We start from the raw sequence: 18,246 nt of genomic DNA on the forward strand, positions 1-18,246 counted from the left end.
GGAAATAAAAGATAGTAGATAGCCCTGTCTTAGCTTGAGTGTTTTAAAATCTCTGTGGCAATCTCTTCAATGCTCCTATCAGCTTCGATGGTATAATCAGCACATTGTGCATAGGCTGCTATGCGGGATTGGTAGAGTTCATAGGCCTTTTGAGGGTGGGCAAAGAGGGGGCGAGAGGTGCGCTCTTTTAAAGAAAGACGCGTTTGTATGGTCTGAAAATCTAACTTGAGATAAAACACCTTGCCAAGGGCTTTGATGGAATTAAAAATAGGCATTCCACCACCTGTAGCAATAACTGCGTGAGAGAGATGAGAGCTCGCCCATTGGATAAAACACGCTTCTTGCTTGCGGAAATACTCCTCCCCATAGCACTCAAAAATCTCTTTCACACTCAAAGCACTCTGCATAGCAATCAAAACATCTGTATCAATAAAATAATGCCCCATACATTTTGCTAAATACGCCCCTATGGTGGTCTTGCCACTACCCATAAAGCCTATGAGAACGATATTTTGCATCACTCAAGACTTATGATATAAGAATTGCCATCTTTTTGTATCTGGTATTGATACTGCCCATCAAGCTCCAAAACAATGCGATAGAATTTATCGTGTGTGCCTGCAGTGATTTTGGTGAAGTATTTTTTGTTGATAGAAATGCTTTGATGGATCGTGGGCTCTTGTCTGTCAAAGTCAATGACAATGCGATAAGGCGAGGGGAGGACAAAACTCCTTTGGATCGCATAAGGGGCGTGTAGATAGAGCTTGTTTTGCTTGGTGAAGAACTCAAAAGGTGGGATCGAATAATAATGGGTCTTTTCAGTGACAAGGGCATTGATCTGGCTTAGATTTAATGGATAGTGCCAATCAATGCTTTGATTGATATCAAGGACTTTAGTGTCTGTGGAGCCATCGATATTTTCATAAGTGATCGCAACACTTTTGAGTATGCGCGCTGTGGTGGGGAGCTTGAAATCAAAGCTTTCAAAATATGTGCTAGAGTCCCTATCTTGGCTATTGTGCGTAGTGTCTTTGGGGGTCAGCAATGGCTCAAAGGGATTATCCCTAGCAAACAAAACACCCAACAAAAACAAAAATATACATAATTTTTTCAAGGTTCTAATCCTTTCAGCTCAAAAAGCTGTTTTTGCAACTTAGCGTTTTCATACTGCAGTGTTTGGACGCTTGCTTCTAAAGCAGTGCGTTTATTCTTGACATCAATGAGCACTTCCAAAGAATTCACTCCAAAGAGCAAATATCCCATATAAGCCCCGATACACATCAACACCAAAAAGCTCACCACCATCACACGATGGACATAAATCACGCGTATCCATCGCCTGATAACCCCATAAAAAGAGGGCTTGGTGGTATGATCGTGCATATCTTCTAGCATTGAGATTTGAAAAGCTCCTTGCCTATGTATTCTGTGTGGGCTACTTCGCTCTCTATTTGGAGCAAGCGGTTGTATTTAGCAATGCGTTCGCTTCTAGCTGTCGAACCTGTCTTGATCTGTGCAGTATTGAGCGCGACACCAAAATCAGCGATGAAAGCGTCTTCACTCTCCCCGCTCCGATGGCTCATCACACATCGATAGTTATGTCTTTGAGCTAGGCGCACTGTCTGCATGGTTTCACTCACGGTGCCAATTTGATTGGGCTTGATGAGGATAGCATTAGCGATATTTTGGTCAATGCCGTGCTTTAAGATGGCCTTGTTGGTTACAAACAAATCATCACCCACAAGCTGGACTTTATCGCCAAGGCGCTCTGTGAGGAGCTTCCACCCCTCCCAATCATCTTCACTCAAGCCATCTTCGATAGAAACAATGGGATATTTTGCCACCAACATCTCATAATACCCCACCAATTCAGCTGCATCAAGCTTCCTGTTCTCTGAAGCCAAATGATAGATACCATTTGCCTCTGAAAGCTCGCTACTAGCCACATCAAGTGCTAAGGCAATCTGGCTTTGAGGTTTATAGCCTGCCTTTTCGATCGCTCTTAAAATCATCTCAATGGGTTCAACGTTGCTCTTTAGATTGGGCGCAAAGCCCCCTTCATCGCCGATACTTGTAATATGCCCTGAGCTTTTGAGTATATCTCTTAAATGGTGGTAGATCTCTGTGCTAGCCCTTAGAGCGTCTTTAAAAGTATCAAAACCCAATGGCACAATCATATATTCTTGAAAATCCACGGTGTTATCAGCGTGCGAGCCACCATTGATGATATTGAGCATTGGAGTGGGGAGTATGAGTGCATTAGCCCCACCAAGATAGCGATAGAGTGGTATATCTAATGAATCAGCTGCTGCGCGAGCGATTGCCATTGAAACGCCCAAAGTCGCATTTGCCCCGAGGTTGGAGTAGTTGTCTGTGCCATCAAGACTTTTGAGCAAGGCATCAATATGGCTCTGATCAAAGGGAGTCGCCCCAATGAGGGCATCTGCTATGGTTGTATCGATATTTTCGCAAGCCTTCAAGACCCCCTTGCCTAAAAATCGCCCCTTGTCCCCATCACGCAATTCAAGAGCTTCCCGTTTGCCTGTGCTAGCCCCACTAGGGACTATCGCTGATGCCCTTGTCCCATCGCTGAGTATGACATTTGCCTTTATCGTGGGATTGCCCCTGCTATCGAGCACCTCTTGAGAATAGATATTTTCTATATAAATCATCGCATACGCTCCTTATTCGCTCATCTCATCAAGTGGCTCATCAGGCAGAGGTAAAATCTCTTCTGTCGCACCAATTTGTTCTTTGATTTTATTTGTGATTTCTTGGGCTAGGGCTTTATCTTCTTTGAGTAAGACTTTAGCGTTTTCGCGCCCCTGCCCTAGCTTTTTGTCCCCATAGCTCAGCCACGCACCACTTTTATCAATAATATCAAGCTTGATACCATAATCGATGATCTCACCCTCTTGACTGATACCCTCACCAAACATAATATCAAACTCTGCTTCCCTAAAAGGCGGGGCGACTTTGTTTTTGACAACTTTGACTTTTGCACGATTGCCAATTTGTTGTTCATTTTGCTTCAAGGTAGCAATGCGTCGGATATCGATCCGAACACTCGCATAAAATTTCAGTGCGTTGCCCCCTGTGGTTGTTTCTGGGCTCCCATAGCCCATTGTGCCGATTTTCATGCGAATTTGATTGATGAAAATCAATGTCGCGTTCATCTTATGCAAAACCCCTGTGATTTTACGGAGGGCATGGCTCATCAATCTTGCTTGCAAGCCCACGTGCTGATCCCCCATATCGCCCTCTATCTCAGCCTTAGGCGTGAGGGCTGCTACAGAGTCAATGACAATCAAATCCACAGCACCACTCCGTGTGAGAGTTTCAAGTATCTCAAGTGCTTGCTCCCCTGTGTCAGGCTGAGATACAAGGAGGTTTTCAGTATCCACACCCAAACGCTTAGCATAATACACATCTAATGCGTGCTCTGCATCGATAAAAGCACAAATCCCACCGCTCCTTTGGCACTCTGCGACAATATGCAAGCTCAAAGTGGTCTTACCACTTGATTCAGGGCCATAGATTTCAATAATCCTGCCCTTAGGGATACCACCAATACCCAATGCCATATCCAAACCCAGTGAGCCTGTCGAAATAGAGTCGATTTTTTCTATCTGCTTATCGCCCAATCGCACGAGCGCACCTTTACCAAAAGCCTTGTCGATCTGCTTGAGCGCAAGATCAATAGCCTTTTGCTTTTTTTCATCAATTGCCATTATGTTCCTTTCGTTGTATTCTTTTGCTTTTATCCTCAAATGATACGCATTTTACCGAAGTCTTGACTAAAATGAGCTTACACGCAGTCCAAAAATATAACAAAACATAAGTAAAATACAATAAAACGCGATAAAACACACGCTCCCCACACAGCCCAAATCACATCAAGCCCTCAAATCCCTTTCCACCACTCCTCTGCTCTCTTTGGTCTTATCACTCAAGAGCACAGAGGGCAAAAGATGATAGGCTTGGCTCAATGGACGATATGGTTTGTGAAATTTTCATAAGCCTTTTGAGTGTTCTGGATAAAGGGGTCTTTAGCATCAAGTCCTATAGCTTTAGCAAAAAAGCTTGGATTGACAAAGCCCACAAAAACTTTATTATCCCTTTCATAAATCAAGACCTTCATAGGCAGTTCGATAGCTAAATTGGGGTATTGTGCCATCTTGGCAGTGCCAACAGCTGGGTTACCAAAGACCACCACACTCGTAGGAGGCAAGCTCTGGTCAAATTCTGTGGCTGCTTGGGAATGGTCTAAAATAGCAAAAAGTTTTAATTTCTGCTGTGAGATGAGGTCTTTAGCACGATTGAGCGTGGTAGCAAAGTCATAATTGCTGACTTTGAGGTTCAAATATTTGGGATCGTATTTAGAGATACTCGCAGGATTAGGGGTGAAGTTTTTCATTTGATATACCTCTTGGATTTGATGGGCGATACTAAAACTTGCTAATAAAATAATGCTTGCTAAAATCTTTTTCATCATTTACTCCTTGGAAATGCCATCATTATAGTTGATTTTGCCTAACAAACAAAAGAGAAATGATTCAAAGCATATATCTTGCACTCATTTTTTATCATTTTTTGCCCACCAAGTCTTTTAATTTTTGAGTATCTATTTTAATCATTTATTTATAGTCAATTATTCTACATTGCTAGATAATTTTTATTTCTTCGTTTCTTGGTTAGTTTGCTTATTGCAAAAATTGAAGCGACCTATCAACAAGTATCTAAAAAGTGTATTCATGGATAGTTTCTTCATATTTTTCGATGTTAGTGATTGTAATGCCACAATTTTTACAGACATAATCCACACTTCGTTGCACTTTATAGAAATCTCTGACTTTAATTTTTTTGCTGTCGCTGCCTACCCGTTTTTTGGTCTCACAACGCACTCGAGATAATTCTTGTATATTTTGCCGACTAAACGCCCAAGTCATTTTGCATTTCTCACAAGCAGAAGATCTCATTTGACCGAAAAAAACGAGACAGAATAGTATTAATAAAAACAAGATTACAAGGGGAAGAAATGCAAAGGCGTTTGGAACAACTTCTTCAAAGATGTAACTAAAGACCATAGGAAAAGCTACTAATGCTTCCACTACTTATCCTTTCGTATTTTGATTTTCAAATATTTTAAAAGCCGAATGCCTGATTGGTCACAAGATGAGCACTTAGGTTGCAACCCAAAACACCGACTACTGATTTTATTTTTCAAGACCCTTGTCATATTTCTCAAAATATTTTTGGGTTTGCTCCTGTGCTTTCTGTTCTGCTTTTTCAATCAGTGTCTGTCTCATTAGTTCATCTTGTTTTCTTTTTTCATATATCTTTACCTTTTCTTGTTCAAAATCTAATAATGGTTTGATTTCTTTCATATTTGTCGCATTTTTATACTTTCTTACCGTTTTATCAATAAAGTCTTTTGTCGTGTATGAATATGTCCCGTCATATATGTAATATTCAGAATCAAGATAATCCCCATCGGCATAGTCATTTCCAAAACCTGACTTCTCAATAAAAATCACTTGTTGAACATCTATACAGCGTGGAGAATAAACCAAAAATCCATCTTTAAGAACTTGAAATATCTTTAATTCAGACTCTGAATGAATGATTTCTTTTTTATTCTTACCAAAACATTTGACAATCTCATAAGGAATTTTGGGTTTTTTAAGAGGTGTTTCAGAAATATTGGGAATAGGAATTTTGCTCAAATAATATTCGAAAACACTTTGTTTTGCAGACTCAATATGATCTGAAGCTTCAAGATACTTTTTATCAATGATATTTTTAAATTCTCTTGCTTTGTCTGGATCATAAGCGTCAGTATAATATTGCATTCCGACCAAACACTCATCAAAATTGCTTTGACATTTTTCCAAAGACGGGGCACTAAAAAGAAAAAGACCCCAAAAGACAAACACTAAAATAAATTTCATTTTTTATCCTTAAAAATTATAATTCAGACCCAATATCAAAGCATTCAAATACGAATTAAAATAATGTTCTTTAGTCAAATTGGCTTGAAGTCGATACCTAATCTCAAAGCGCATATGCTTAGAAAATAAACGCCCAATCCCAGCATCAAAGGCAACTGCGTTATTGGTAAAAGTTGTAGGCACCTGTTTAGTTTGCCGTTTGCCCCCACTGAAGAATATATAATCAGGCTTTAAATTCGTATAGTTTGACTGATAAACATAATAAACTCCTACAAAAAACGACCAGTTCTTTGGAGACAAGTAGCCTAAATCACTTCCCAAAGTAAGGTTGATATTTTTAAAATCATAGCCCAAACTTACCGATGGAGACGCATATAGAAGCGATGTATCCAAATGGTCATCGGCCGAATAATCATCATCAAAAGATTCATCAATTGGTTTCCGCTTCTCAGGGTAAAACAATGGAATCATATAGCCCGCCTTTACATTGACGGACTGAAAAATTCTTTTATTTTCAAAAAGGCGCCCGAATTGACCATATAAATCACCAATCATTCCCGTATCAGTAGTATAATCATCTTGAGACCCAATCAAGTATTGCAAACCAATAAAAAATCCCAACCCCTTGTCTTTTCTCAAAGATTTCTTTGTATAACTGTCTTCTTCCCATATTTCAGCTATGGTGTCTGCTTTGGTTTTATAAGGTTCAATATGTTTTAATTCCTTATACATCCTTTCAATATCAAGTTTTGGAAAATCTTCTCCAAAAACAACACCACTTAGAAAAACCCATAAAATCAACCATTTTTTCACCTTTTTCATCTCTCAACCTATTTTATGATTTCTGATATACTTTTTCACTTCGCCATCTTTGAAAACTGTATCATAATCATCAGGATCGACCTTTCCGCCCTTGATAGTGTCTTGCACATCTTTGAAAAATTTCTTAAATTTATCGTGCTGACCGAACAATGTATCGATATAGCGAATATCTAATGCGCGCCTTTGGCTGTATTGATGGGTAATGCTTTTTGAAATATCGCTTGCCTTGAGCTCGATAATGCCAATAGGAATATCTCTTCGGGTTTTGATTTGTTCTAGCAACTCTGGCTCAATTTTTAAAGCGACCAGATAGCCCTCATTTGCCCATAAAGAATTATTAAGTGCTTGAGAAAGACAGGCTGTAAAGTTGCAAGTATTCAGCTCTTTTTTGATTTCAAAAGAAAAAATACTGCAGCGGGGGATATCAAAAAATGGCATCAAATCAGGGTCAATATTTTTGTATTTATCCTTTGCAAACTGCACAGCAATCACATCAGGATAAAGCCATTGATTTTCGCCTTTTTTGCCATTTTTGCTTTCTTCGTGAAAGATTGTCTTGCAATAGGCTTTGAAATAAGGGTCTTCGTTGATAAATTTCACCAAAAGGGGGTGGAGCGCTCTCTCGTGGAATCCATCTGTTGCAGTATTGGAAATATCTTTATCAGGGGCTTTTTGATACTCTCCTCTGCTTTTAAGCCAATATTTTTTGACTCCCACCCCATAAAGGATAAAAGTTTCTGTATCACTTTTAAGAATCTCACCTGTTTTATCCCAAACCTTTGATTTTTGGCAATCAGTCAAGTTGTGCGATCCTAGTTCCTGAAGTTTGTTATGAACTCTCCCTCGAGATAATGGCTCTGAAGCTTGCTCCAAAACCTTTATAATCCCCTCTTTGAGTGTATATCTTTCAGTCATTTTTTTATCTTTCTCTCAATCTCTCTCATGAGCTCATCTTTACTCTTTTTTATCAAAGCTTCCATATCTCTGCGGAGTTTTTTGTCATTTTCATTGATTGCCCTTGTAATCTTGTCTGATTCTTTGCGGACGACATCTTCTATTTTTCTTTCTATTTCTCTTTCAATCATTTCATTACTCCTGTTTATATTGCAATTTTATATTGCAATTTATTTTATCTCAAGATTGCAGCAATATCTATCATTGGATAAAAATAGCTTTTACTCGATTTATTTAAAATATTTTTTCATTAGATAATCTCAAAGTATCTTTGGGGACATCAATCCCAAAGCCTTGCAGCATTGGTGCAAAATCAGTCTGAAATAAGAGAATAGAAATTGTGGGTTTTAAAGAGTTTTTTCCATCTTCAGCCCATCTTCGCAAGCATAATAAGATGGTAAGACTTTTTTGGGGACAAAGCCTAGCTTTTCATACAGAGCAATAGCCCTATGATTGCTGCAGCGGACTTCTAGATAGATGCGAGATTTTTGACGCTCTTTTGCTTGCTTGATTGCTTCAAGGCATAAAGACTTGCCCAATCCCTGCCCTTGAAAGGCTAAAGCAACGCCTAAAGAATAGATACGCAAGGAATTTGTATGTTCTAACAAGAGCAAATAGCCCGCTATCTGGCCTTTGTAAAAAAATGTAAAAAGTCTATTAGAAAAGCGGAGATGGTAAAGGAAAATGCGTCTTGAGAAACGCCCCTCTTGGGGGGTGAATAGACTATTTTCTATCGCACAAAGTGTCTTGATATCATCTATAGTAGTTGGTTGGAGCATTATTTTTGATAGATTGTGTATTTGGGGACTAGCTTCTCGGGGCGATAGGACATTTTTACTTTTTTGAGATTTTCAAAGCCCATATCATCGCCAACATTGATATATTCAGTGTTGTAACGTTCTTTTAAGACCTTACAAAATTCTCTGAAAATAAACTGCGCACAGCCGAGCACTTCAAAATCTGTCTTTTCTATCAACACACTTGCTGTGTCTTCTCTGACTTGCTCACCGACAGTAAAGCCTTTGAGTTCATCGCCAATATAAATCACCAGCCCCACCAAGCCCAACGCACAATAATCTTGCAACACGCGTTTGACAGCAAGCCGCTCTTGATAGATACCATCCATAAAAACATCGATCTCTTCTTTGGGCATATATTTCATACGATCACTCACCCATTTATTAAACAGATGATTGATAGGGATTGCGTGATTCTCGGGGTCTAGGGTCTGTATACTGAAATCAGGATATGCTTTTTTGAATTTATTGATTTCGTTGCGTTTGGCGTGGTAAGCATTGCCTTTGAGTTCGATGAGATCATTGGTTTTGTAGATATAATCAACAAGCTTTTTTTCGATAACATAATTTTCCAAAGATGAGAAAATCACCTCGCCCTCATTGCTTGAAGTGATAAAACCCTCCAAAAATTCATCACACACATATTCTATTTTTGAATAATAATTAGATGAATTGTTTTCGTTCATGATATCAAAGCATTTAGGGATCGCGCTATAACATTGGCTGGGCTTGCCCAATGGGGGTAAAAGCATTGAGAGCTCCCCCCCTGTCATCACAAACAGACAAAATGTATCATCGATAATCTCATAAAAACCACTCGTCCTTGAGAGCCAAATATAATTAGCTGCAAACGAATAGTCGCTGACTTCTACTTGTGTCTTACGCAAATAACTTTCCATAATTTCTTTTGTCTCGATGACAAAAGGCTTGAGTTTATACTCTAAAATATTGATGGTTGCCACTTTTTAGCCTTTATAAAATTTGGCGGGAATTATACCTACAAATCTTAAGATTTATCCACAATTTTTGATGATTTTTCCCCCGCGTTTAAGACCTTAGGGGGGATTTTAAAAATACCTTAAAAATAAAAGAATATAGCTATGTGTGAAAAGATTTGAGAGAATTTAAAGTGATACAAAAGAAGTAAAACAAATAGAAGAATCATAAAAGGCACAACAGAAGAGAAAAGGCAGGCTTACTTGACCTTTTCTACATATTCTGCTGTTTCAGTATTGACTCTAATGACCTCGCCCTCTAGGACATGAAAAGGAATCTGCACGATAGCACCTGTCTCTAAAGTAGCAGGTTTCTTGCTCGCACTGGAAGTGTCGCCCTTGAAATTGGGGGCTGTTTGTGTGATCTTGAGCTCTACAATTTGGGGCACATCTACAGAAATCGCCTTATCATTGTGGAATAAAACTTGCACGCCCATACCATCTAGCATCCACTTAGACACTTCGCCGACTTGAGAATCATTGAGTGCTATCTGCTCATAAGTTTCTGTATCCATAAACTGATAGGTATCGCCATCGTGATAGAGATATTGCATTGACTTTTCAACTAAATTGGGTTCTTCGCATTTATCCCCTGCGTGGAAAGTCTTTTCGATCACTCTGCCATCTAAAAAGGATTTGATTTTAGCACGCACAAAGGCCGCTCCCTTGCCGGGTTTGACATGTTGGTATTCGACAATCCGATAAGGCACGCCCTCCATTTCAATTTTCAAACCTTTTTTCAATTCACCCATTCCAATTGCCATACACGCTCCTCTTGTTTATATTTTATTCGCACTGCCTAGTAAATGCATACGCTCTACAATGACCTTTTGGATAGCTTCCATCGCTGGGGTAAAAAACTTCCTGAGGTCAAATTGTGTATTCTCTGTATTAGCTATGCGCCTGACTTCAGCCATAAAAGCAATACGCAAATCTGTATCCGTATTGACTTTATTGATACCCCCACGGACTGCTTCTTGCAAAAACTCAAAAGGCACGCCCTTGCTCCCTTTGAGATCACCCCCTGTCTGCAAAAACGCTTCCCGCACGCCATCAGGGATCGCACTCGCACCGTGGAGCACCAAAGGAATATCTGTCAATCTCTTGACTTCTTGCAAACGCTCAAAATCAAGCTTGGGCTCTCCTTTGAATTTAAAAGCCCCGTGACTTGTGCCAATAGCTGGGGCTAGATAATCCACTTTAGATTCACGAACAAAAATCTCTGCTTCTTTGGGATTGACTAACACAGCGTCCTTTTCATCAACAGAGATATTATCTTCAATCCCCATCAACCTACCTAGCTCGGCTTCTACGCTCACGCCGTGCTTGTGTGCTTCCTTGACTACTTGAGTGGTGAGGGCTAGGTTTTCTTCAAAGGGGTGGTGGGAGGCATCGATCATCACAGAAGTAAAACCTGCTGCAATAGCTCTCTGACAGCTTTCAAAGGTCGTGCCGTGGTCGAGATGGAGTGCTACAGGGATATGGGGATAACGCGCTGCCATCGTTTGTGCCATATTCACGACCATATCAATACCCATATACTTGATAGCCCCCTCACTTGCTTGGATAATCAGTGGGGAAGAGGCTTGATGGGCGGCCATAAAAATTGCATTGAGCATTTCAAAATTCACAAAATTGAACGCCCCGACTCCATAGCCCTCTTTGTGTGCTTGCTGCAAAATCTCATTGCCAACGACCAACATAAAAACCCTTTACTTAGAAATATCAATCTTAGCTTTTTTCCTCAAATTATCGATTTTATCTTTCATCTCTTCTTGGAATTTTCGCTCTTTAAGCATTGCTTCGATTGTTTGTTTGGCTTCATCAAAGCTATAAGTTTTGGGGTCTTTTTTGCTGATAAGATAGATAATGTGATAGCCAAACTCTGTTTTTACAGGTGTTTTGGTATAAGTCCCTGGCTTGAGTTCAAGGGCAGCTTTAGCAAACTCTGGTACCATTTGGTTTTTTTGGAAAGTTCCTAAATCCCCACCATTTTGAGTATTTTTTGTATTGGGATCAATCGAATCTTTATTGGCAAGCTCAATGAATTTGGATTCAACTTTTGCTTTGGGGGTTTTGTTGAGTTCTGAGATTATTTTTTTAGCTTCATCTTCAGTTTTGACAAGTATATGACGAGCGTGGGCTTCTTGCTGGACAAATTGCTGCTTGTTGTCATCATAATATTTTTTGAGTTTAGCTTCTGGGATTTTAGTTTTATTGATAGCTTCAGCTTGTTTCTTAGCCCAAACTTCAACTAAAAGTTGCTTTTTGAAAGCTGTCAGAGCGTTTTTGAACTCCTCAGAATCTTCAATTTTGTCTTTCTTGGCTTGTTTTTCGATGAGGATATTATTGATAGCTTGATCTAAAAGAGCCTTTTTTTGGTCATCTTTGAGGCTATCGAAGTTAAAGTTAGGCACTCTTTGCTTGATGACATCAAAGTCTTTTTCTGTGATCGCTACGCCATCGACTGTTGCAAGAGTTTTTGCTCCTGCAAATCCAACAAACAACGCACCTGCAAGGATAATACTCACAATATTCTTTTTCATTCTATCAATCTCCAATTATTTTAAATTTATCGCCTCTAAGCAGCGACACATTTTGAAATCTTACCTTTTAAACTTAAATAAAGTCAATAAAAGATAAATTCTCATCGCCGAAAAGCACTAGATTATCAAAAAGAATAGAATAATGATAGGTATCATCAAGAAAAGCTGGGGGACTTTTTGAGTCCTCAAATGCTCGCACTCAATATCTTACCCATACTCATTGGCGTGCTGTTTTGGGGGGTGGTGTTGTTTTATTTTAGCAGTGATTTACTTGGGGTCCTAGAACATCTCTTGCCTCTTAGCTGGCAGAAAATCTTAGCTTCTCAAGGGATTCTAGCGGGCATTGGGAGTGCGTTGATTGCGGCTTTGCTTTATATTTTATTGGGCTTTTTTGTCATCATTTTAGCCCTCATCGGCAATGTATTTATCGCAATCTTTTATACCCCACTTGCTATCAAATACCTCCATAAAAAATATTACCCCAACCTCCAAATCTCCTCTTTTGGGGGGATAGGAGAAGTGATCGGGCATTACATCAAGTATTTAGTGTATTTTATCCTCTCCACGCTCATCTTGATACCACTCTATTTTATCCCCCTTATAGGCGTGTTTGCGATTTTAATCCCGCATTTCTTTTTCTTCAAAAACACAATGTTTTTTGATGTGGGTAGCTCTATCTTTGAAGTATCTGACTACCATCACACCCTTAAAACGCATAAAATCAGCCATTATCAAATCAGTATCATTGCTTATTTGTTTGCATTGATACCTGTTTTTAATCTCTTTGCGACCTTGCTCCAGACTCTCATTATCGCAAGGTATTTCCTTGAAATCAAGCAAAATAGGGCTTCAAAACAACCTTAGCCACTCCCCAGCCCACTCCTACAAGCACAAGACCTAAAAGATTGGTGCTGAGGATATAAAATATTGCCTTGAAATATTCTTTTTGAAGCAGCAGAGTAAAAGTATCGAGTCCAAAAGATGAAAAAGTCGTAAAGCCGCCCAAAACCCCTATGACAAAAAACACTCTAAAATCGTTCCCCAATAGCTTGTGTGCAAGCAAAAGACTCACAAATCCGATCAAAAAACTTCCGATAAGATTCACACTCCAAGTCCCTAAAGGAAAGCTCCATACCCATAGTTTCAAAGGCAAAAGCTTGCCTAAGCCAAAGCGCAGCACACTGCCGATCGCCCCACCGATTCCAACCCAAATAAAATCCATTGTATGCCTTTATGGGAGTTTTAGTGCCAATTCTTTGGCAAATTCTATACAGCTGTCTATGTTTTGATCAGGACTGACAAAGCCCTCCACTTCGCTATCAAACACACCAAAAGTTGTCATACCAATGGCTACAGCACTATAGCTAGCGTCCCAACCAAAATTCTGCTTGAAGGCCAGATAATGGCTTGGTGCAGTAAAAATCAAAATCGATTTGGGTAGAGGTTTGCAAGCTTTGTCAATGGTATTGGTTTTGTTTTCATAGGCAATAATTTGCTTGAGTTTGATTTTGGCCTCTAAGAGCTTGGTATCTAGTCCAGAAACTATCTTTTTTGCCCGAAAATAGAGGGGCTTTCTGTTTTTAAGCAGAGGGATAATCTCGCTTGAAAATCCCGCTCCGTGCGAGTCTAAACCTATGTATTCTATCGTGAAATGTGCTTCTTTGAGGCTTTGGGCTGTGTTTTCTCCGATGACAAAGGCAGGGATATGCCTGAAAGCCTCTAATTCAGGGTGCTTTTGCATATTTGTCAGCAAGGATTTGCAAGCATATTTTGAGGTAAATATCAGAGCATCGACACTTTTTCTTATCTGATTGAGGTCTATATGCAGCTCTAAAATAGCCTTTTTGATGGGCAAAAGCTCGATTTTATTCACGATTAAAGTTTTGACTTTAGGGTTTTGTTTTGAATTGATTAAAACAATTTCTCTCATTTTCTATCCTCAATGATTCTCTCTTTGCTCCTGTCCATATCGAGCACACAAAGCCATAGCAACAGCTTCAAAGACCTCATCAGGCACTTCTTGTGGGAGCAGATGGGGGCTATGGGTCTGCAGATAAGAAGTATCAAAATCCCCGCGTTTGAAATTCTTTTCTTTACAGATTGCTAGCAAAAACGCTACGGTTGTTGCAATGCCCTCTACCTTAAATTCCTCCAATGCACGCACCATTTTATTGACAGCAAGATTATAGCTACTTGCCCGCACAATGACTTTAGCTATCATAGAATCATAAAAGGGCGGGAGTGTGTAATCTTTATAAATACAGCTATCCACACGCACAAAAGGCCCTAACGCAGGGTAATAGCCTGTGATTTTCCCTCCATTTGGCGTGAAATCTTTATAAGGGTCTTCAGCATTGATTCTAGCTTCTATCGCAAAGCCTTGGTGTTTGATATCGCTTTGTGAAAGCTCAAGAAGCTCCCCACTAGCGATACGAATTTGCCTAGCGATGAGATCTAGCCCTGTGATTTCTTCTGTGATACCGTGTTCAACTTGGATACGCGTATTCATCTCCATAAAATAAAATCGATTGTCCTCATCGAGCAAAAACTCCACGGTCCCTGCGTTTGAATAGCCCGATACTTTAGCTGCCCTCACTGCAGCAGCACCCATTCTGCAACGCAAATCATCGCCTAGCAAAGGACTTGGGGCAATTTCTATGAGCTTTTGATGGCGGCGCTGGATCGAGCAATCCCGTTCGAGCAAATGGATCACATTTCCATAATTGTCTGCAAGTATCTGGAATTCAATATGTCTGGGATTTTGGATATATTTTTCCATAAACACATCATCATTGTTGAAAAACGCCTTGGCCTCGCGTTTGCAAGCTTCAAAACCATCAATAAGCTCGCTCTCTGTATAGATAGTGCGTATCCCTCGCCCGCCCCCTCCCCCGCTGGCTTTGAGTATGACAGGATAGCCGATTTGATTGGCAAAATCTTTAATTTGTGCGTGTGTGGCTTGGTTGAGGACTTGAGTGCCGGGCACGATAGGGATACCATTGGCTTGCATCAGATCTCTTGCTTGGTTTTTATCTCCCATTTTTGCAATCACTGCAGCTGAGGGGCCGATGAAAACAAGTCCGGCTTGTGCGACCTTTCTGGCAAAATCAGCATTTTCACTCAAAAACCCATAACCAGGGTGGATAGCTTGTGCGCCACTTTCTTTGGCAATTTTGATAATCAATTCAGGGTCTAAATAACCCTTGATTGGGTCTTTGCCCACGCTATAGGCTTCTTGGGCCATTTTGATATGCAAGCAATCCTTGTCAGCCTCTGCATAGATCCCCACGCTCTTGACACACAAGTCATTGCACGCACGGATAATACGCACAGCGATTTCTCCACGATTGGCAATTAAGATTTTAGTAAACATCAAGCCCCCTTTGAGAATACGATATATCGCTATTATACAACTTATCACTCCCGTTCAATGATAAAGTTTGCTATTGATAGCAGTGGGATTATTTGATGAGGGCAATCAGACCAATTTCCATCTGCGTGCTATAAGAAAATGTATCATCAGTTTGATTTGTGCGTGCGATTTCTTCTTTGATGAGGGTATGTATCAGCTCTTTATTGGGCACTGCTTGATGGATACTAATATGCCAAGCTATGTCATTGATGGCATTATCTAAGCTATTGCGATAGATTTTTGTCTTTTGGATATAGCTCACTTTGGGGTGCTTACCCATTTGGGCTAAAAACTGCATCACATCTGGTGCGCCTGTGGGGAGCTCTAATTGTATATGGTGGGCTTTGAATACTTTTTGCAAAAAAGCTGATTCTCTTTTGCGCCCCCAACCCACATATGCTAGGGCTTCTTTGGCAAGTGTGAAAGCCTTTTGAAAAGCTTTGAAATTCGATAACGCTGGAGTCATCGAAGCAAAGGCTATATCAATAGGGCTTTTGGGGTCATACTCCTCCCAAGGCTCACAACTAGCGATGATATTTCTATAACCATAGCTATCGACATCTCTCAAAAGTCGCTCAATCATACCTGCTGAAATATCCGTGGCATAGACTTTTTTGGCCTCTTGGGCAAATCTGAGTGCATAGCGCCCGCTCCCACAGCCAATATCTAAGACATTTTTCCCTCTCCAGCAGATCCCTTGCTCCTTGAAATAATCCAATATCTGCATACTTTCAGTGTCTTCAAGGCAAAAGCCGGGGAAATTTTTTGATTTTTGATCCCAAATATTTGGCATTTTCTCTCCTTTAGCCACGCCCTCAAAGCCCCATATTTTAGGCTCTTTGTATCCTTGTGCTTTGATAAAAGCAACAACGCAGCACATTGTATGGGATAGCAACTTAAAGCAACCTAAACCCCCCAACCACTCCGATATTTATCAGAATTCAAAACACATTGATACCAAAAGTGTCATTTCTATACACACACTGCATGCCCCTATTTTTGGTCTATATGTGCTGTGTATATCCTAAAATACCGAGCTTGGAGCGAGAATCTAGCTTTGTATGGGGCGACACCTTATAAATTTAACAAAATTTTAATTGATAATTTTTATTATTTGTTTATAATCATTTACTATACTGCTTGGTGTATATAAATTCAAAAAGGACATACAATGAAAAATGTAACACTTACAAATGCAACCGGAACGCCTATCGGGAATGATCAAGATTCTTTCACCGCAGGTCCAAGGGGACCTATGCTCCTTCAGAGCACTTGGTTTTTGGAGAAATTAGCACATTTTGACAGAGAACGTATCCCTGAAAGAGTCGTCCACGCCAAAGGAAGTGGGGCTTATGGAACATTTACTGTGACAAATGACATCACCAAATACACCAAAGCAAAGCTTTTCAACAAAGTGGGCAAAAAAACCCCTTGTTTCTTCAGATTCTCAACCGTCGCAGGTGAAAGAGGCGCTGCTGATGCTGAGAGAGATCCTAGGGGCTTTGCGATGAAATATTACACAGAAGAGGGGAACTGGGATCTTGTAGGCAACAATACACCTGTATTTTTCGTGCGGGATGCCCTCAAATTCCCTGACTTTATCCATACTCAAAAGCGCGATCCAAAGACCAATCTAAGGAGTGCTACAGCAGCGTGGGATTATTGGAGTCTTAATCCTGAATCCCTCCATCAAGTCACTATCACAATGAGCGATCGAGGTATCCCTAAGAGTTATCGCCATATGCACGGATTTGGAAGCCATACTTTCAGTTTTATCAATGCTAAAAATGAGCGATTCTGGGTCAAGTTCCATCTCAAAACAATGCAAGGTATCGAAAACCTTACCAACGAAGAAGCTGCTGCTATCATCGCTAATGATCGCGAATCCCACCAAAGAGATTTGTTTGAAAATATCGAAAAAGGCAACTTCCCTAAATGGCGTATGTGCGTGCAAATTATGCCTGAAGCTGATGCAAAAACCTATCGCTTCCACCCCTTTGATCTCACAAAGACTTGGAGTCAAAAAGACTATCCTTTGATTGAAGTGGGTATTGTCGAGCTCAATAAAAACCCTGAAAACTACTTTGCAGAAGTCGAGCAAGCTGCGTTCAACCCCGCAAATATCGTGCCAGGGATTGGATACAGCCCTGATAAAGTGCTTCAAGGTAGGCTTTTCTCTTATGGAGATACACAAAGGTATCGCTTGGGCGTCAACCACACACAACTGCCTGTCAATATGCCTAAATGCCCGTTCCATACAACCCAAAGAGATGGTTTCATGCAAACAGGTGTCTATGGCTCGATGATCAACTACACTCCAAGCTCTTTCCCTGGATACAAAGAAGACCCCAATGCCAAAGAGCCTAAACTTGATTTGAGTAAGCTTGAAAAAGAAACAGCAGCCTATGACTATAATTTCAGAGATGATGACAAAGATTATTACACACAGCCTGGCGACTTGTATCGCTTGATGACCCCAGCAGAAAAAGAAAGACTCTGCCAAAACATCAAAGCAGCAATGGAGGGCGTGCCTACAGATATCAAAAAACGTCAGATTGAGCATTTCACTAAGGCTGATCCTGCGTGGGGCAAACGCGTTGCAGAACTTGTGCTCTAAGATTTTCCCCCTATGCTTTCAATACACACCAGATACTCGTTGGATACGAGTGTCTGGCTGTGATTTTCACCCCATCATCGCTCAATTGATTTGTATGCAATCTCTTTTGACTCAAAATTAAATGATGTTTGATTGATGTTTGACCTTAGATC

The 18,246-nt window shown here is 40.3% G+C and carries 22 protein-coding genes; 2 read left to right on the forward strand and 20 right to left on the reverse strand.

Going from position 1 to position 18,246, the window contains the following annotated elements; translation table 11 throughout:
- Nucleotides 1-29 precede the first annotated feature (29 nt).
- The 16 genes from BKH46_RS01745 to BKH46_RS01815 all read right to left on the reverse strand — a co-directional run bounded on the left by BKH46_RS01745 (nt 30) and on the right by BKH46_RS01815 (nt 12,065).
- Entirely contained in the window at nt 30-518 is a 489-nt protein-coding gene (locus tag BKH46_RS01745) for a shikimate kinase (RefSeq protein ID WP_095225113.1), read from the reverse strand.
- Complete coding sequence (locus tag BKH46_RS01750; RefSeq protein ID WP_172402528.1) at nt 518-1,114, reverse strand: AMIN domain-containing protein; 597 nt, start codon at nt 1,112-1,114, stop codon at nt 518-520. The genes BKH46_RS01745 and BKH46_RS01750 overlap by 1 nt, the downstream gene beginning before the upstream one ends.
- Nucleotides 1,111-1,395, reverse strand: a complete 285-nt coding sequence (locus BKH46_RS01755; RefSeq protein WP_253248270.1) for a septum formation initiator family protein — start codon at nt 1,393-1,395, stop codon at nt 1,111-1,113. The genes BKH46_RS01750 and BKH46_RS01755 overlap by 4 nt, the downstream gene beginning before the upstream one ends.
- On the reverse strand, nt 1,389-2,672 hold the full coding sequence (eno, locus tag BKH46_RS01760) for a phosphopyruvate hydratase (RefSeq protein WP_095225115.1): 1,284 nt from the start codon (nt 2,670-2,672) through the stop codon (nt 1,389-1,391). Before eno ends, BKH46_RS01755 begins: the two co-directional genes overlap by 7 nt.
- 12 nt (nt 2,673-2,684) lie before the next feature.
- Entirely contained in the window at nt 2,685-3,731 is a 1,047-nt protein-coding gene (gene recA, locus BKH46_RS01765; protein ID WP_095225116.1) for a recombinase RecA, read from the reverse strand.
- Nucleotides 3,732-3,985: 254 nt separating this feature from the next.
- Nucleotides 3,986-4,492: a DUF302 domain-containing protein gene (locus tag BKH46_RS01770; protein WP_172402529.1), complete on the reverse strand. Its 507-nt coding sequence runs from the start codon at nt 4,490-4,492 to the stop codon at nt 3,986-3,988.
- Between the two features lie 247 nt (nt 4,493-4,739).
- Nucleotides 4,740-5,111 (reverse strand): hypothetical protein, encoded by a 372-nt coding sequence (locus tag BKH46_RS01775; protein WP_095225118.1) that lies wholly within the window; start codon nt 5,109-5,111, stop codon nt 4,740-4,742.
- A gap of 105 nt (nt 5,112-5,216) precedes the next feature.
- Nucleotides 5,217-5,951, reverse strand: coding sequence for a hypothetical protein (locus tag BKH46_RS01780; protein WP_095225119.1), 735 nt, complete (start codon nt 5,949-5,951; stop codon nt 5,217-5,219).
- Nucleotides 5,952-5,960: 9 nt separating this feature from the next.
- Nucleotides 5,961-6,773 (reverse strand): hypothetical protein, encoded by an 813-nt coding sequence (locus BKH46_RS01785; RefSeq protein ID WP_095225120.1) that lies wholly within the window; start codon nt 6,771-6,773, stop codon nt 5,961-5,963.
- Between the two features lie 3 nt (nt 6,774-6,776).
- Entirely contained in the window at nt 6,777-7,688 is a 912-nt protein-coding gene (locus BKH46_RS01790) for a hypothetical protein (RefSeq protein ID WP_095225121.1), read from the reverse strand.
- Nucleotides 7,685-7,858 carry a hypothetical protein gene (locus BKH46_RS09435; protein WP_172402530.1) on the reverse strand — a complete coding sequence of 58 codons (174 nt, stop codon included), beginning with the start codon at nt 7,856-7,858 and terminating at the stop codon, nt 7,685-7,687. Before BKH46_RS09435 ends, BKH46_RS01790 begins: the two co-directional genes overlap by 4 nt.
- Nucleotides 7,859-8,074: 216 nt before the next feature.
- Nucleotides 8,075-8,506, reverse strand: coding sequence for a GNAT family N-acetyltransferase (locus tag BKH46_RS01795; protein ID WP_095225122.1), 432 nt, complete (start codon nt 8,504-8,506; stop codon nt 8,075-8,077).
- Nucleotides 8,506-9,486, reverse strand: a complete 981-nt coding sequence (locus tag BKH46_RS01800) for a phosphatidylglycerol lysyltransferase domain-containing protein (RefSeq protein ID WP_095225123.1) — start codon at nt 9,484-9,486, stop codon at nt 8,506-8,508. Before BKH46_RS01800 ends, BKH46_RS01795 begins: the two co-directional genes overlap by 1 nt.
- 233 nt (nt 9,487-9,719) lie before the next feature.
- On the reverse strand, nt 9,720-10,283 hold the full coding sequence (efp, locus tag BKH46_RS01805; RefSeq protein WP_095225124.1) for an elongation factor P: 564 nt from the start codon (nt 10,281-10,283) through the stop codon (nt 9,720-9,722).
- Nucleotides 10,284-10,298: 15 nt separating this feature from the next.
- Complete coding sequence (locus BKH46_RS01810; RefSeq protein WP_095225125.1) at nt 10,299-11,222, reverse strand: class II fructose-bisphosphate aldolase; 924 nt, start codon at nt 11,220-11,222, stop codon at nt 10,299-10,301.
- 9 nt (nt 11,223-11,231) lie between these two features.
- A complete protein-coding gene (locus BKH46_RS01815) occupies nt 11,232-12,065 on the reverse strand; it encodes a peptidylprolyl isomerase (RefSeq protein ID WP_095225126.1) in 834 nt (277 codons plus the stop codon).
- A gap of 177 nt (nt 12,066-12,242) precedes the next feature.
- On the opposite strand from BKH46_RS01815, the gene BKH46_RS01820 reads away from it, so the two are divergent.
- A complete protein-coding gene (locus tag BKH46_RS01820; RefSeq protein ID WP_253248271.1) occupies nt 12,243-12,929 on the forward strand; it encodes an EI24 domain-containing protein in 687 nt (228 codons plus the stop codon).
- On the opposite strand, the gene crcB is transcribed toward BKH46_RS01820, so the two are convergent.
- The 4 genes from crcB to BKH46_RS01840 all read right to left on the reverse strand — a co-directional run bounded on the left by crcB (nt 12,898) and on the right by BKH46_RS01840 (nt 16,270).
- Nucleotides 12,898-13,287 carry a fluoride efflux transporter CrcB gene (gene crcB / locus BKH46_RS01825; protein ID WP_095225127.1) on the reverse strand — a complete coding sequence of 130 codons (390 nt, stop codon included), beginning with the start codon at nt 13,285-13,287 and terminating at the stop codon, nt 12,898-12,900. The genes BKH46_RS01820 and crcB overlap by 32 nt on opposite strands.
- Nucleotides 13,288-13,296: 9 nt before the next feature.
- Nucleotides 13,297-13,995: a uroporphyrinogen-III synthase gene (locus BKH46_RS01830; RefSeq protein WP_095225128.1), complete on the reverse strand. Its 699-nt coding sequence runs from the start codon at nt 13,993-13,995 to the stop codon at nt 13,297-13,299.
- 9 nt (nt 13,996-14,004) lie between these two features.
- Nucleotides 14,005-15,438, reverse strand: a complete 1,434-nt coding sequence (locus tag BKH46_RS01835; RefSeq protein ID WP_095225129.1) for an acetyl-CoA carboxylase subunit A — start codon at nt 15,436-15,438, stop codon at nt 14,005-14,007.
- A gap of 88 nt (nt 15,439-15,526) precedes the next feature.
- On the reverse strand, nt 15,527-16,270 hold the full coding sequence (locus BKH46_RS01840; RefSeq protein ID WP_172402531.1) for a class I SAM-dependent methyltransferase: 744 nt from the start codon (nt 16,268-16,270) through the stop codon (nt 15,527-15,529).
- Between the two features lie 378 nt (nt 16,271-16,648).
- Between BKH46_RS01840 and BKH46_RS01845 the strand changes: the two genes are divergently transcribed.
- A complete protein-coding gene (locus BKH46_RS01845) occupies nt 16,649-18,094 on the forward strand; it encodes a catalase (RefSeq protein ID WP_095225131.1) in 1,446 nt (481 codons plus the stop codon).
- Nucleotides 18,095-18,246: the final 152 nt, after the last annotated feature.

Origin of the sequence: Helicobacter sp. 12S02634-8 (assembly GCF_002272865.1) — a bacterium.
GTDB lineage: Bacteria > Campylobacterota > Campylobacteria > Campylobacterales > Helicobacteraceae > Helicobacter_J.